A 13152-nucleotide genomic window follows, 5' to 3' on the forward strand; every position below is an offset into this window, starting at 1 on the left:
CCCGGAGCCCGCGCCCGCCACGGACGCCGCCGGCACGACCGACGCCGTGGCCACGCCCGACCAGGCCGCCGCGGAGCAGGCCGCCGTTGCCGCCCCCGGCCGAGGCCGCCGCGGCAAGCGCCGGGCCGCCCCCGCGGTGGAGGAGGCCGAGCCGGTCCAGCAGCCCGAACCGCAGCCGGCGGCACCTGAGTCCGCAGCGGAAGCCGCAGCCGCAGCCGCGGCCGAACCCGTGACTGAACCCGCGGCCGAACCCGCGGCCGCTCCCGAGCCGGCCCCCGCTCCCGAAGCCGTCGCCGAGCCCGAGCCCGCAGCCGAACCGGCGGCCGTACCGCCCGTCGCCGCCGAGGACGTACCGGCCGCGCAGGACGACCACGCCGAGGCACCCGCAGCACCCGAAACGCCCGCGGCACCCGAAGCACCCGAAGAGCCGGGGGAGTCCGAGGCGTCCGACGCGCCCGAGGCCGCGCAGACCGACGAGGCCCCGGCCGCCGCCGAGCCCGCGCCGCAGGGGCCGGCCGCCGAACCGTACGACCCGGCCGTGCGCGACGCCGTGCACCGGGTGATTCGCGAGCGGCGCGACATCCGCAACGGCTTCCGGTCCGACCCGATCCCGCACGACGTGCTGCTGCGGGTGCTGGAGGCGGCGCACACCGCGCCCAGCGTCGGCCACTCCCAGCCGTGGGACTTCGTGGTGATCCGCTCGGAGAAGACCCGCGAGAAGATGCACGAGCTGGCGATGGCCCAGCGCGAGGCGTACGCCAAGTCCCTGCCCAAGGCGCGGGCCCGGCAGTTCCGCGAGTTGAAGATCGAGGCGATCCTCGACACCCCGGTGAACATCGTGGTCACCGCCGACCCGACCCGGGGCGGCCGGCACACCCTCGGCCGGCACACCCAGCCGCAGATGGCGCCGTACTCCTCCGCGCTCGCCGTGGAGAACCTGTGGATCGCCGCCCGCGCGGAAGGGCTCGGCGTCGGCTGGGTCAGCTTCTTCGACGAGCGCCAGATGGTCACCGAACTCGGCCTGCCCGAGCACCTGGAGGTCGTCGCCTACCTGTGCGTCGGGTACGTCGACGAGTTCCCCGAGGAACCCGAGCTGATGCAGGCGGGCTGGTCGCAGCGGCGCCCGCTGTCCTGGGTCGTCCACGACGAGGAGTACGGCAACCGCGCGCTGCCCGGCGAGGAGCCGCACGACCTGCTGGAGGAGACCCTGCGGGGTATCCGCCCGCTGGACGCGAAGGCGCTCGGCGAGGCGTGGGAGCGGCAGAAGCGGATGACCAAGCCGGCCGGCGCGCTGGGCATGTTGGAGATCATCTCCGCGCAGCTCAGCGGGTTGTCCCGGCAGTGCCCGCCGCCGATCCCGGAACCGGCCGCGGTCGCGGTGTTCGCCGGCGACCACGGGGTGCACGCCCAGGGCGTGACCGCCTGGCCGCAGGAGGTCACCGGCCAGATGGTGGCCAACATCCTCGGCGGCGGCGCGGTCTGCAACGCCTTCGCCAACCAGGTCGGCGCCGAGGTCTGCGTCATCGACGTCGGCGTCGCCTCCGAACTGCCCGCCACCCCGGGGCTGTTGCCGCGCAAGGTACGGCCCGGTACCGCGGACTTCACCGCCGGGCCCGCGATGAGCCGCGAGGACGTGCTCAAGGCGATCGAGGTCGGCATCGAGACCGCGCGCGACCTGGTGGCCGCGGGCAACAAGGCGCTGCTCACCGGGGAGATGGGCATCGCCAACACGACCGCGTCCGCCGCGATCGTCTCCGTCTACACCGGTGCGGACCCCGCCGAGGTCACCGGGCGCGGCACCGGCATCAACGACGAGATGCACACCCGCAAGATCGACGTCGTCCGGCGTGCGCTCGACCTGCACCGACCTGATCCTGGCGACCCCGTCGCCGTCCTCGCGGCCGTCGGCGGGCTCGAACACGCCGCGATGGTCGGGCTGTTGCTCGGTGCCGCCGCCCTCCGTACGCCCGTCATCCTCGACGGGGTCAGCGCCGGCGCCGCCGCTCTGGTCGCCCGCGCGATCGCGCCCGAGGTGCTCGCCGCGTGCATCGCCGGGCATCGCAGCGCCGAGCCCGGGCATGTCGCCGCGCTGACCACCCTCGGGTTGCGGCCCCTGGTCGACCTCGATCTGCGGCTGGGCGAGGGCACGGGGGCGTTGCTCGCGCTGCCGCTGGTCCAGAGCGCGGCGCGGGTCATGCACGAGGTCGCCACGTTCGACGCCGCGGGTGTCACCGAAAAGGGGTAAGCGGCAACGGGACCGCCCGGGTTACCCCGTTCCGGCGGTTCGGTGACCACCCGCCGGTGGTGGGCTTGCCGCACGGTTCCGCGCGCCCCTGTCCGGGCTGCTCCCCGCTGTCATCGCTGTCAGCTGCGGGGAGCCTCGCCCCGGCAGGGGCTGGGGCCCGCGCTCCCACAGAGCTTCGCCTGGGTGGCGCCCACACAGCAGGTCACCGGCAAGCAGGTCACCGGCCTGCGGCCGGCAGTGCACCGCAACCGTCACGGCGTCGAACCGTAGAGTAAGAAGCCCGCACAGCAAGGAGCCCTCATGCCGCACGACGACGCCCTCGCGTACCCCGTTGGGCTGCGGCTCGCCGGGAGGCGGGTGGTGGTGATCGGTGGTGGCCAGGTAGCCCAGCGGCGGCTGCCCGCCCTGGTCTCGGCGGGCGCCGACGTCCTGCTGGTGTCACCGTCGGCCACGCCTTCGGTCGAGGCGATGGCGACCGCGGGCGAACTGCGCTGGGAGCGCCGGAAGTACCGTACGGGCGACCTCGCGGACGCGTGGTACGCGCTGATCGCGAGCACGGACGCCGCGGCCAACGCCGCGGCGAGCGCGGAAGCGGAAGAGTGCCGGGTGTGGTGCGTACGCAGCGACGACGCGGACGCGGCGACCGCGTGGACCCCGGCGACCGGCCGTACCGAAGGGGTGACCGTGGCGGTGCTGACCGGCCACGACCCGCGGCGTTCGGCGGCGGTGCGCGACGCGGTGGTCGCGGGGCTGCGGGACGGCACGCTGGTGGCGCCGCACCATCGGGCCCGCGCCGCCGGGGTCGCGCTGGTCGGCGGCGGCCCGGGGGACCCGGACCTGATCACGGTGCGCGGCCGCAGGCTCCTCGCGGAGGCCGACGTGGTCGTCGCCGACCGGCTCGGCCCGCGCGACCTGCTCGACGAACTCGGCCCGCACGTCGAGGTGATCGACGCGGCGAAGATCCCGTACGGCCGGGCGATGGCGCAGGAGGCGATCAACGCGGCGCTGGTCGAGCACGCGAAGGCGGGCAAGGCCGTGGTCCGGCTCAAGGGCGGCGACCCGTACGTGTTCGGGCGCGGCATGGAAGAGGCGGAGGCGCTGGCCCGGGAGGGCATCCCGGTGACGGTGGTGCCCGGCATCTCCAGCGCGATCAGCGTGCCGGCCGCCGCCGGTATCCCGGTCACGCACCGGGGAGTGGCCCACGAGTTCACCGTGGTCAGCGGGCATGTCGCCCCGGACGACGCGCGCTCGCTGGTGGACTGGGCGGCGCTGGCGAAGCTGCGCGGCACCCTGGTGCTGCTGATGGCGGTGGAGCGGATCGAGTCGATCGCGGCGGCCCTGGTCGCGCAGGGGCGCTCGGCCGACACCCCGGTCGCCGTCGTCCAGGAGGGCACCACCGCCGCGCAGCGCCGGGTGGACGCCACGCTCGGCACGGTCGGCCGGCGGGTCGCCGAGGAGGGGGTGCGTCCGCCCGCGGTGATCGTGATCGGCGACGTGGTGGCCGTGGGCGGGGCGGTCGCCGAGGCGGCACGGGCGGCGGGCACGTTCGGCCCCGAGGTGGGACCGCGCGGGGGAGTGAGTGGGGGAACACGTGGGGGACCGCGTGGCTGAACCGGGCGCCGTCGAGGACCCCGCCGACCCGCGCCTGGCCGACTACACCTCCCTCACCGACGTCGAACTGCGCCGCCGCCGCGAACCCGCCGAAGGGCTGTTCATCGCCGAGGGCGAGAAGGTGATCCGCCGCGCCCTGGCCGCCGGCTACCCGATGCGCTCGATGCTGCTGTCCGCCAAGTGGCTCGGCCCGATGCGCGACGTGATCGACGCGGCGATCGCCCCGGTGTACGAAGTGACGCCCGCGCTCGCCGAACAGGTCACCGGCTACCACGTGCACCGCGGCGCGCTCGCCTCGATGGCCCGCACCCCGCTGCCCTCCGTGGACGAACTGCTGGCCCGGCTCGGCCCCGGCCCGCGCCGGGTCGCCGTCTTCGAGGACACCGTCGACCACGCCAACCTCGGCGCCGGATTCCGCTCCGCCGCCGCGCTCGGCGTGGACGCGGTCCTGCTCAGCCCGCGCTGCGCCGACCCGTTCTACCGGCGCGCCGTCAAGGTCTCCATGGGCGCGGTCTTCTCCGTCCCCTGGACCCGGCTGGACAACTGGCCGCACGACCTCGAACTCCTGCGCGCCCACGGCTTCCTGCTCGCGGCCCTCTGCCTGTCCGACGACGCGATCCCCCTCGACGACCTCGCCGCCCGTCGTCCACCCCGGCTCGCCCTCATGCTCGGCACCGAGGGCGACGGCCTCACCCCCGCGGCCCTCCGCGCCGCCGACACCCGCGTCACCATCCCCATGACCGCGGGCGTCGACTCCCTCAACGTGGCCGCCGCCTCCGCGGTCGCCTTCTACACCACCCGCACCTGACGCCCGACCGGGAGAGCGGTGGGCCGCGGTCCGCCCATCCGTCCGGCGAGCATGCGGCGTTCGTTGTCGGCCGCGGTCCGGGTGATGACGTAGTTGGCCGCCCCGGTCAGGTCCCTCGCCCAGGCGCGTGCGGTCGGGGCCGGCCGCCCAGTGCGGGAGGGTTCACATGGGGGTCGGGAACCCGGTGGGAATGGGTGTGGGGTCGGCGGTGGACGTGGGCCGGTAATCGTCCCGGCTGTCTCCGGTGGCGTAGTCCGCGAGCAGCTTCTTCTGGGCGCCGCCGTACTTCTCGCAGCCGGCGAGGACATCGAAGTTCCCTGCGGCGGACATGCCGTTGCGGGCTTCGTGCAGGGTGAGGTTGATCGTCTGGTCGCCCTTGTGAGCCCGCCAGCCGTGGAGTTCCTCATTCTCCGGGTCCGGCATGGCCGAGCGAGGAACGGTGTACGGGGTGAAGGTCCACCCCTGCGGCTTCAAGCCGCTCTCCACCCCTGACAGCAACTGCGCCATCGTCAGCTTGGCCTTCACCGGAACCAGATAGTCAAAGAGGTCGTACTTCACCGCTCCCTTGCCGTTCTTATCGGTCTTGGTGCACGCGACGAAGCGGCCCTTTCCGTAAGGCTCGTCGAGGTGGAGCGAGGCCGGCAGCGCGGTGCGGACCGTCCAGTATGTCTGCGCGGCCTTCGCCCGGACCTCTTTCGCCCGCTTCGTCCCTTCCGTGCTGCTCAGGCCACCCCCGCATCCGCTCACCGCGAAAGCGAGGGTGACGGCGGGCAGTGCGGCCCAAGTGGTGGCGCGGCCACGGAGTTTCATACGTTCTCAGCTTCCTGTGATGGCTGCGACACGTCCGTGGTCGCGCTCGAGGAACATCGCGTGCGGTGCTCTGGAGAGGGCAGGTTGTCAGCCCATCCGTCCGGCGAGCATGCGGCGTTCGTTGTCGGCCTCGGTCTGGGTGACTTCCTTGGGGTGCGCGGCCAGTTCGCGGCTGACGTACTCGGCGAAGCCGTTGGCCTGGGTGGTGACGTCGTGGGCCGCTCCGGTGAGGTCTTTCGCCCAGTCGCGTGCGGTGGCGCCGACCCACACGTCGCCCTTGCCGCCGGCCATTCGCTTGTCGGCGTCCTTTAGCGAGCCGTTCACGGTCGCGAGGTCCTTCTGGACCTCGGTGTTGAGGTCACTGAGCGCCTGCCACATGGGGCTGGGCACCTTCTTGTCGGCCATGGTGAGTGCTTCCTCCCGTTGGTGGTGTGTGCGGTGGTGGTGCGCTCGGTTGTTAGGCGTTCGGCGGTCCGCCCGGCGGGCTGCCGGTCCATGAAGTGGCCCACCTTGCGAGGGCGGCCTGCCAATTCGTTACAAGGCGGGGCTGGGGAAGCCAGTCGGAACGGGCTGCGGCGTTCCGGGCATCGGATCGTACGTGTCGAAGCTGTTGCCGTTGGCGTATTGGGAGAGCAGCTTCTTCTGGGCTTTGCCGTACCTCTTGCACGCGCTGAGCACGTCGAAGTAGCCGGCGGCCGACTTTCCCTTGCTCGCCTCATGGAAGGTGAGTTCGATGGTGAAGTCCCCTTTGTGCGCGGCCCAGCCGTACAGCTTCTCGTTCTTGGCGTCCGGCATGCTCTTCGTGGGGATGGACTGTCTGGTGAAGGTCCACCCCAGCGGCTTCAGCCCGTTCTCCACACCGGACACCAACTGGGCCATCGTCAGCTTGTTCTCAGGGTCGAGGTAGTCGGAGAGGTCGTACTTCACGGCGCCCTTGCCGTTCTTCTCGTTCTTGGAGCAGGCGACGAAGTTGCCACTGCCCTCGGGTGTGTCGAGGTGGAGCGAGGCCGCCATCGTGCTGCGGGCTTTCCAGTACACCCCGGCAGTCGAGGCCCGGACCTCCGTCGCCTGCTTTATACCGTCGGCGCTGCTAATGCCGTTGCCGCCGCACCCGCCCACCGCGAAGGTGAGGGTGACGGCGGGCAGTGCGGCCCAAGTGGTGGCGCGGCCACGGGGTTTCATACGTTCTCAGCTTCCTGTGATGGCTGCGACACGTCCGTGGTCGCGCTCGAGGAACATCGCGTGCGGTGCTCTGGAGAGGGCAGGTTGTCAGCCCATCCGTCCGGCGAGCATGCGGCGTTCGTTGTCGGCCTCGGTCTGGGTGACTTCCTTGGGGTGCGCGGCCAGTTCGCGGCTGACGTACTCGGCGAAGCCGTTGGCCTGGGTGGTGACGTCGTGGGCCGCTCCGGTGAGGTCTTTCGCCCAGTCGCGTGCGGTGGCGCCGACCCACACGTCGCCCTTGCCGCCGGCCATTCGCTTGTCGGCGTCCTTTAGCGAGCCGTTCACGGTCGCGAGGTCCTTCTGGACCTCGGTGTTGAGGTCACTGAGCGCCTGCCACATGGGGCTGGGCACCTTCTTGTCGGCCATGGTGAGTGCTTCCTCCCGTTGGTGGTGTGTGCGGTGGCACGCGTGGGGTGAGGGCTCCTGACTATGGCGCCATGGTCGGGCCGGTCGGGAGGGGGTGCGGATTGGTCTTCGTTGGCTGGTAGAGGTCCACCGAGGCGCCCGGGGCGTACTTGGCCAGGATGTTCTTCTGGTCTTTCCCGAGCTTGGCGCAACCGCTGTACAGGTCCATGAAGCCGCCCGCCGGGACGTCGGGGGTCCGCTCCTGGATCAGCAGTTGCAGTTGCATGCCGTCCTTGTTCGCCACGTAGCCAGTCGTCTTGGACATGGTCGCGCTCTCGGTCGGACTCGGCTGGACCTTGTCAAGGCCGATCTTCCATCCCTGGGGTGCCAGCGCGGTCTTCACCCGCGCCAAGAGCTGAGCCGCCGTCGTCGAGTCGTCCTTGGCGTCGATCATGTTCTCGATCTGGTAGACGGCCAACTTCGGTTTGTCGGCCGAGCACTTGATGAACTTGCCCCGGCCGGCATCCATGTCGATTGCCGAAGGCATCGCGGCGTTGACCTTCCAGTACGTCTTTGCCAGCGAGGACCGAACGGACTGGGGGTTGCGCGATGAGCCCGAACCGCCGTCGCTGCAGGCGGTGACGCCGAGGAGGGGTACGAGGGACAAAGCGAGCAGGGGCAGGCGCCGGATCATGTTCACTTGACTCCGGTCAGGGCGTCGACACGGGAGCCGTTGCGGTTGAGGAAGTTCTTGTCCAGTGCGTTGCCAACTGCGGGATCCTTGAGCCATTCGTTGTAAGCCTGCCTCTGAGCCGGGGTGGCATGGGCGATGAGACGGCCGTCATCGGAGAGGAACGGCTTGCCGCCTGTATACATGTCCGCGTATTGCTGCGGATTGCCGAGATTGTGGTTCTTCGCATACTGCTGGTGCGCACCCTGATTCCAGTCGTGCTGCCACGTGGCAGTGGAGGGCGGTGAGCCCATGTCCTTGGGGTTGATCTTCACGATGTGCTTGTTGAGCGTGTCGAGGACGTCGTTGATCACAGCCTTGGAGACGGTCTTGCCGGCTTCGCCGGGTTCGAAGGCGATATCCACACCGGCCTCGGCGGCTTTGCTGAGCTGTTCACTCACGGTGTCCTGCCACTTTTCGGCGTCCGCGTCGCCGGCGGCCTTCTTCTCCTGATAGACAGTGGTCGCCTCGAAACCGAAGGTGCCCTCAAGGATGCCGGAGGCGTTTTGTGTCCACACGTTGTCGGTGTCGCTGTCAGAGAGCTGATCAGCCATCTCCTGACTGTACGACAGCAACTCAGCGGTGGACTTCGGGTTCTGCATCGACTCGTGGATGAAGCCTTCCCAGTCGGCGTTGGAGACATCGACGTGCCCGGGGCCGAGGGGAGCTGGTGCGGGATCGGTCAGGGACGCCTGCACGTCGGACCAGTAGTACTTGATGTCATCGGCGAAGACCTGCTGGATCTCCGGGTGCGTGTGGTCGTCCTGATGGTTGGCGTAGTACTTGCCCAACTTGGTGGTGTTGTCCGCGGCCATGTTCGCATCCGCCCCTGGACCTGGGATGGTGCCTGCCTCGATGACGGTGGCGAAGTCCTTCGCTTTCGGATTGATCAGTCCACCACGGTGCTCGGAGTCCGACTGCATGAAGGTGGGCAGGATGTCGGCGTTATTGTGCACGAACTGAGTCGCGGCCTTGGGATCGGCGGCCAGCGCCTTCCATACCTGGTCGGAGTACATGGTGTTGCCCGGGGCGAGGGCTTGGGTGCCCAGGTCGGTCAGGACGTCGGCGGGGAAGTTCGCCTCGGTGAGCAGCGGGGCGAGGAAGCTGATGTCCTCATGGCCCGCGGAGTCCTTGTACTGCATGCCACCACGCATGGAGGTGGCCACGAAGTTGGCGAACACGGAGTGTCCGGCGTCCGGATTGTCGCTGTCCAGCTCGCTGGAGGACTGCTCCAGCTCCGCCAGCCGCGCTTGGCCGAGTTCCTTGCAGGAGGCGGCCGCGAAGTCCGGGTCGTCCTCGTTCTGCTGCATGAGTTGCAGGTACTGCTGGGTGGTGATGTCGCCGTCCTTGTACTTCTTCGCGGCGTTCTTGCCGGCCTTCTGCGCGGCGCCCTGGGTCTTGTACTTCCCGAGGTCGCCCGATCCCGCGGTGACCATGCCCGTGGCCCCGAAGTCGCTCTCCTCCTTGGCCGCGGCTGCCGCCAGACTGTGCCGGCGGCGAAGCATCGGCAACTGGTCCTGGGCCCAGGAGAAGTGCTTGTTGATCGTGTTGAGCCGGGTGGCGTCGAGGCCGATCCTCTGCGCCTGGCTCATCCAACTCGCCACCAGCGGAGCACCGCTGCCGTTGCCGTCCCAACTGGTCCTGTTCTTGATCGAGTTGATCATGTCCCAGAGTTGCTGTGGGTCTATCCCGCTGAAGTTGCCGTCTCCGTCCGGCTGAACCATTGGGCCCTTTCGCTGTCGGCCGCGCAGGACCGACACATAGCCAATACCGCGTGTCATCTTGCCAGCGCGCGGCGTGATTATCACACAACGGTGTGTCGCGACCTTGGGGCGGGGGTGGCAGGTGGTTCGACAAACGGCCCCGGACGCGGCGTCAGTTGGGCGGGGGAAGCGCCACCAGTGCGGCGAGTGCGGCGCGGTGGCGGCCCGGGGTGCCCAGTGCGATCTCGTCGGCCTTCGCACGTTTGAGGTAGAGGTGCGCGGGGTGCTCCCACGTCATGCCGATCCCACCGTGCAGTTGCACTGCCTCCTCGGCCGCGTGCACCGCGACGCCGGCCGCGTACGACTGGGCGACCGCGGCGGCCACCGGCGCGTCGGGGGAGCCGGTCGCGAGCGCGTCGGCCGCGGCGCGCGCCGCGGCCCGTACCGAGACGACCTCCAGCCACAGGTCGGCCAGCCGGTGCTTGAGCGACTGGAACGAGCCGACCACCCGCCCGAACTGGTGCCGCTGCCCGAGGTAGCGGACCGTCTCGTCGAGGCACCACTGCGCCACGCCCAGCTGTTCCGAGGCGAGCAGGCCCGCACCGGTCAGCAGCGCCGTATCCAGTGCGGCGGCCGCGTCGTCGGCGGGCAGTGGCCGCGCGGAGCTGCCGTCGAAGGTGACGTCGGCAAGCGGACGGGTGAGGTCCAGCGAGTTGAACCGTTCGACCGAGGCGTCCGCCGCGGCCACTTCGTAAAGGCTCGGGCCGTCCGGGCCGACCGCGGGCACCACCAGCACGCTCGCGCCGGGCGTGTCCGCGACGCTCGTCACCCGCCCGGTCAACCGGCCCTCGGTGTCGGCTCGTACGGTCGTCGGGAAGCCGCCGCCGGGCGCCGCCGACAGGGGTACGGTCAGGGTCGCGCTCGTCCCGCCGGCGGCCAGCCGCCCCAGCAGGTCAGCGACCGCCTCGTCCGCGGTGTCGCAGCCGAGCAGCGCCGAGGTGGCCAGCACCGCGCTGCCGAGGAACGGTGTCGGCGCCACCGCGCCGCCCAACTCCTCCAGTACGACGGCCACTTCGCGCGCGGTCGCGCCCTGACCTCCCAGCTTCGCGGGCACCAGCAGCCCGGCGAGGCCGAGTTCGGCCGCGAGTAGCCGCCACAGCTCGGGGTCGTACGGCTGCTCGGCCTCCGCCCGGGCGAGCACCGCGTCCGGCGGGCAACGGTCGCCGAGCAGGTCGCGTACCGCGGCGCGCAGGTCGTCCTCGACGTCGGAGTAGAGCAGGTTCGGAGCCGGAGCCGGAGCTTGGGTCTGAGCCTGAGCCGGAGCCACGGTTTGGGTATGGGCCGCGGAGCGGATCCGGTCGGCGGCGGGCTGGGTCGGCGAGGTCATCGGGGCAGGTCCTTCCAGGCGGCGTCCTTGTCGGTACGCGGTTCCGCGGGCAGTCCCAGCACCCGCTCGGCGATGATGTTGCGCAGGACCTCCGAGGTGCCGCCCTCGATGGAGTTGCCCTTCGCCCGCAGATAGCGGTAGCCCGCGTCGTGGCCGTAGAAGTCGACGCTGCGCGGGCGGGCCATCGTCCAGTCGCCGTAGCGCAGGCCGTCCTCGCCGAGGAGTTCGACCTCCAGGCCGCTGATCCGCTGGTTCAGCCGGGCGAAGGCGAGCTTCAGGCCCGCGCCTTCCGGCCCGGGTGAGCCGACCGCGAGCTGCTGGCGGACCCGCTCCGCGGACAGCCGCGCCACCTCCGCGTCGACCCACGCGGACAGCAGCCGGTCGTGCAGCTCGGGCGTACGCAGCTCCGGCCGCTCCCGCCAGGCCGCCGCGGGACCCGTGACCATGCCCGCCTCGCGGGGCAGCACCATGCCACCGATCGCGACCCGCTCGTTCATCAAGGTGGCCTGCGCGACCCGCCAGCCGTCGCCGACCTCGCCCAGCCGGTGCGCGTCGGGTATGCGCACCCCGGTCAGGAAGACCTCATTGAACTCCGCCTCGCCGGTGATCTGGCGCAGCGGCCTGACCTCCACGCCCGGGTCGATCATGTCGCACACGAAGTACGTGATGCCCTGGTGCTTGGGCACGTCGGGGTCGGTACGGGCGATGAGGATCGCCCAGCGCGCGGTATGGGCGCTGGACGTCCACACCTTCTGGCCGTCCACGATCCAGTCGCCGCCGTCCGGTTCGCGGACCGCCCGGGTGCGCAGCCCGGCCAGGTCCGATCCGGCGCCCGGCTCGGAGAACAACTGGCACCACACCTCCTCCCCGGTCCACAGCGGGCGCAGGAAGCGCTGCTTCTGCTCCTTCGTGCCGTAGCGGAGGATGGTCGGCGCGGCCATGCCCAGGCCGATGCCTATGCGGCGCGGGTCGTTGTCGGGCGCGCCCGCCGCGGCGAGTTCCGCGTCCACCACGGGCTGGAGCGCCCGCGGTGCGCCGAGGCCGCCGAGGCCCTGCGGGAAGTGCACCCACGCCAGGCCCGCGTCGAACCGCGCCCGCAGGAACTCCCCGGGGGCACCGGCTCCCGGCGGGTGCGCGGCCAGCAGTTCCCGTGCCTTCCCGCGCAGCTCCGCCGCGTCCACGGCGCCGTCCTCCGTTTCCCGGCTCCTGGCCATCGCGCTGCCGTCCTTCCCGTCTGTCCCGTCACCCGTTCTCTAAGCAAGCGCTTGTTAACATATCGGACATCTGTGCCCGTGCCTAGGGGTGCCCGAACCCCCTTGCTACCCGGCCGGGGTCGCTCCGAGCAGGGCGCGGAAGGTGCGCGCGGGCCGGCCGGTGACGCGCTGGACGGTGTCGGTGACGCGGTCCTCGGCGCCCTCGGCGATGGCGCGGTCCATGTCCGCCAGCATCGCGGCGAACTCCATCGGCATCTCCTGCGCGTGGTGGTCGCGCACCTGCTCGGGGGACAGCCGCTGGTGGACTACGCGCCGGCCGGTTGCCTCGGTGACGATCGCGGCGATGTCGTCGTAGCCGAGCGCCTCGGGTCCGGTGAGGACGAGATCGGTGTTCGGGGCGTGCGCGTCGGTCAGGGCATGTGCGGCGACGGCCGCGATGTCCCCGGCGTCGACGAAGCCGACCAGGCCGCTCCCGGTCGCGCTCCGGATGACGCCCTTCGTGCGGATGCTCACCGCGTGGGCGTGCGTGCCGGTGAAGTTCTGCATGAACCACGACGGTCGCAACACCGCCCACTGGTCGAACAGTTCGGGCAGGGACCGGTGTACCGCGCCGACCGCCGGGCCGCCCTCGGGGATGGCCGAGGACCTGAGCAGCACCGCGCGCCGGACACCGGCGACGCGCGCCTGCCGGAGGAACGGCAGCATCACCGCCGCCGAGTCGGCGTCGCCCAGGGGCGGCAGGAGGTAGACGCGGTCGACCCCGTCGAGCGCGGCGGCATGGGTGGCCGGGTCGTACCAGTCGAACGCGCGCGGCGCACTAAGGCGCAACCTCGCACCGGCGGTGTCACGCCGCTTGAAGAACCGCGATACAGGCAGCCGCGATCAGCGTGACGATCACGAACACGAACAGCCGTTGACGGAGCAGCCGCCGCCGGGAATCGGGAGCGCCGGACCTCCGCTGCGCGGGGGTCCGGTTCGCCGGGGTCCGCGTCCCCGTCGTGCGCCCCGTCGTAGCCCCTGGAGTCCCCGCAGTTCCCGGAGCCCCCGGGTTCCGCGCCGCGGGAGTGCGCCCGGCGGG

General features: G+C 71.2%; 12 protein-coding genes. 3 read left to right on the forward strand and 9 right to left on the reverse strand.

Annotated elements, in window-relative coordinates; genetic code table 11:
- From cobT to AC13HU_RS17550, 3 genes are all read left to right on the forward strand, one after another.
- Positions 1-2245: nicotinate-nucleotide--dimethylbenzimidazole phosphoribosyltransferase (gene cobT / locus AC13HU_RS17540; RefSeq protein ID WP_483042817.1), on the forward strand; the 2245-nt coding region annotated here is incomplete at its 5' end.
- Positions 2246-2545: 300 nt separating this feature from the next.
- On the forward strand, positions 2546-3856 hold the full coding sequence (gene cobA / locus AC13HU_RS17545) for a uroporphyrinogen-III C-methyltransferase (protein ID WP_483042818.1): 1311 nt from the start codon (positions 2546-2548) through the stop codon (positions 3854-3856).
- Complete coding sequence (locus tag AC13HU_RS17550) at positions 3849-4664, forward strand: TrmH family RNA methyltransferase (RefSeq protein ID WP_483042819.1); 816 nt, start codon at positions 3849-3851, stop codon at positions 4662-4664. Before cobA ends, AC13HU_RS17550 begins: the two co-directional genes overlap by 8 nt.
- Before the next feature lie 162 nt (positions 4665-4826).
- Here AC13HU_RS17550 and AC13HU_RS17555 read toward each other — a convergent pair whose 3' ends face one another.
- The 9 genes from AC13HU_RS17555 to AC13HU_RS17595 form a co-directional block, all read right to left on the reverse strand.
- Complete coding sequence (locus AC13HU_RS17555) at positions 4827-5474, reverse strand: hypothetical protein (RefSeq protein ID WP_483042820.1); 648 nt, start codon at positions 5472-5474, stop codon at positions 4827-4829.
- 87 nt (positions 5475-5561) lie between these two features.
- Entirely contained in the window at positions 5562-5879 is a 318-nt protein-coding gene (locus AC13HU_RS17560) for a hypothetical protein (RefSeq protein WP_483042821.1), read from the reverse strand.
- A 129-nt stretch (positions 5880-6008) separates the two neighbouring features.
- Entirely contained in the window at positions 6009-6656 is a 648-nt protein-coding gene (locus AC13HU_RS17565; protein ID WP_483042822.1) for a hypothetical protein, read from the reverse strand.
- Between the two features lie 87 nt (positions 6657-6743).
- Positions 6744-7061, reverse strand: coding sequence for a hypothetical protein (locus tag AC13HU_RS17570; RefSeq protein ID WP_483042821.1), 318 nt, complete (start codon positions 7059-7061; stop codon positions 6744-6746).
- A 61-nt stretch (positions 7062-7122) separates the two neighbouring features.
- Positions 7123-7734 (reverse strand): hypothetical protein, encoded by a 612-nt coding sequence (locus AC13HU_RS17575; RefSeq protein ID WP_483042823.1) that lies wholly within the window; start codon positions 7732-7734, stop codon positions 7123-7125.
- Between the two features lie 2 nt (positions 7735-7736).
- The gene (locus AC13HU_RS17580; protein WP_483042824.1) at positions 7737-9494 is read right to left on the reverse strand and encodes a hypothetical protein; all 1758 of its coding nucleotides are present in this window, start codon (positions 9492-9494) and stop codon (positions 7737-7739) included.
- A gap of 151 nt (positions 9495-9645) precedes the next feature.
- Positions 9646-10860 (reverse strand): acyl-CoA dehydrogenase family protein, encoded by a 1215-nt coding sequence (locus tag AC13HU_RS17585; RefSeq protein ID WP_483042825.1) that lies wholly within the window; start codon positions 10858-10860, stop codon positions 9646-9648.
- Entirely contained in the window at positions 10857-12074 is a 1218-nt protein-coding gene (locus AC13HU_RS17590; RefSeq protein ID WP_483042826.1) for an acyl-CoA dehydrogenase family protein, read from the reverse strand. Before AC13HU_RS17590 ends, AC13HU_RS17585 begins: the two co-directional genes overlap by 4 nt.
- A 105-nt stretch (positions 12075-12179) precedes the next feature.
- On the reverse strand, positions 12180-12950 hold the full coding sequence (locus AC13HU_RS17595; protein ID WP_483042827.1) for a Rossmann-fold NAD(P)-binding domain-containing protein: 771 nt from the start codon (positions 12948-12950) through the stop codon (positions 12180-12182).
- Positions 12951-13152 lie beyond the last annotated feature (202 nt).

This window comes from Streptomyces sp. NH27, from assembly GCF_056859195.1.

Bases quoted from the DNA above. Each gene is read 5' to 3' on its own strand.
- cobA (WP_483042818.1), top strand. From the start codon at position 2,546: ATGCCGCACGACGACGCCCTCGCGTACCCCGTTGGGCTGCGGCTCGCC.
- AC13HU_RS17555 (WP_483042820.1), bottom strand. From the start codon at position 5,474: ATGAAACTCCGTGGCCGCGCCACCACTTGGGCCGCACTGCCCGCCGTC.
- AC13HU_RS17560 (WP_483042821.1), bottom strand. From the start codon at position 5,879: ATGGCCGACAAGAAGGTGCCCAGCCCCATGTGGCAGGCGCTCAGTGAC.
- AC13HU_RS17565 (WP_483042822.1), bottom strand. From the start codon at position 6,656: ATGAAACCCCGTGGCCGCGCCACCACTTGGGCCGCACTGCCCGCCGTC.
- AC13HU_RS17570 (WP_483042821.1), bottom strand. From the start codon at position 7,061: ATGGCCGACAAGAAGGTGCCCAGCCCCATGTGGCAGGCGCTCAGTGAC.
- AC13HU_RS17575 (WP_483042823.1), bottom strand. From the start codon at position 7,734: ATGATCCGGCGCCTGCCCCTGCTCGCTTTGTCCCTCGTACCCCTCCTC.
- AC13HU_RS17580 (WP_483042824.1), bottom strand. From the start codon at position 9,494: ATGGTTCAGCCGGACGGAGACGGCAACTTCAGCGGGATAGACCCACAG.
- AC13HU_RS17585 (WP_483042825.1), bottom strand. From the start codon at position 10,860: ATGACCTCGCCGACCCAGCCCGCCGCCGACCGGATCCGCTCCGCGGCC.
- AC13HU_RS17590 (WP_483042826.1), bottom strand. From the start codon at position 12,074: ATGGCCAGGAGCCGGGAAACGGAGGACGGCGCCGTGGACGCGGCGGAG.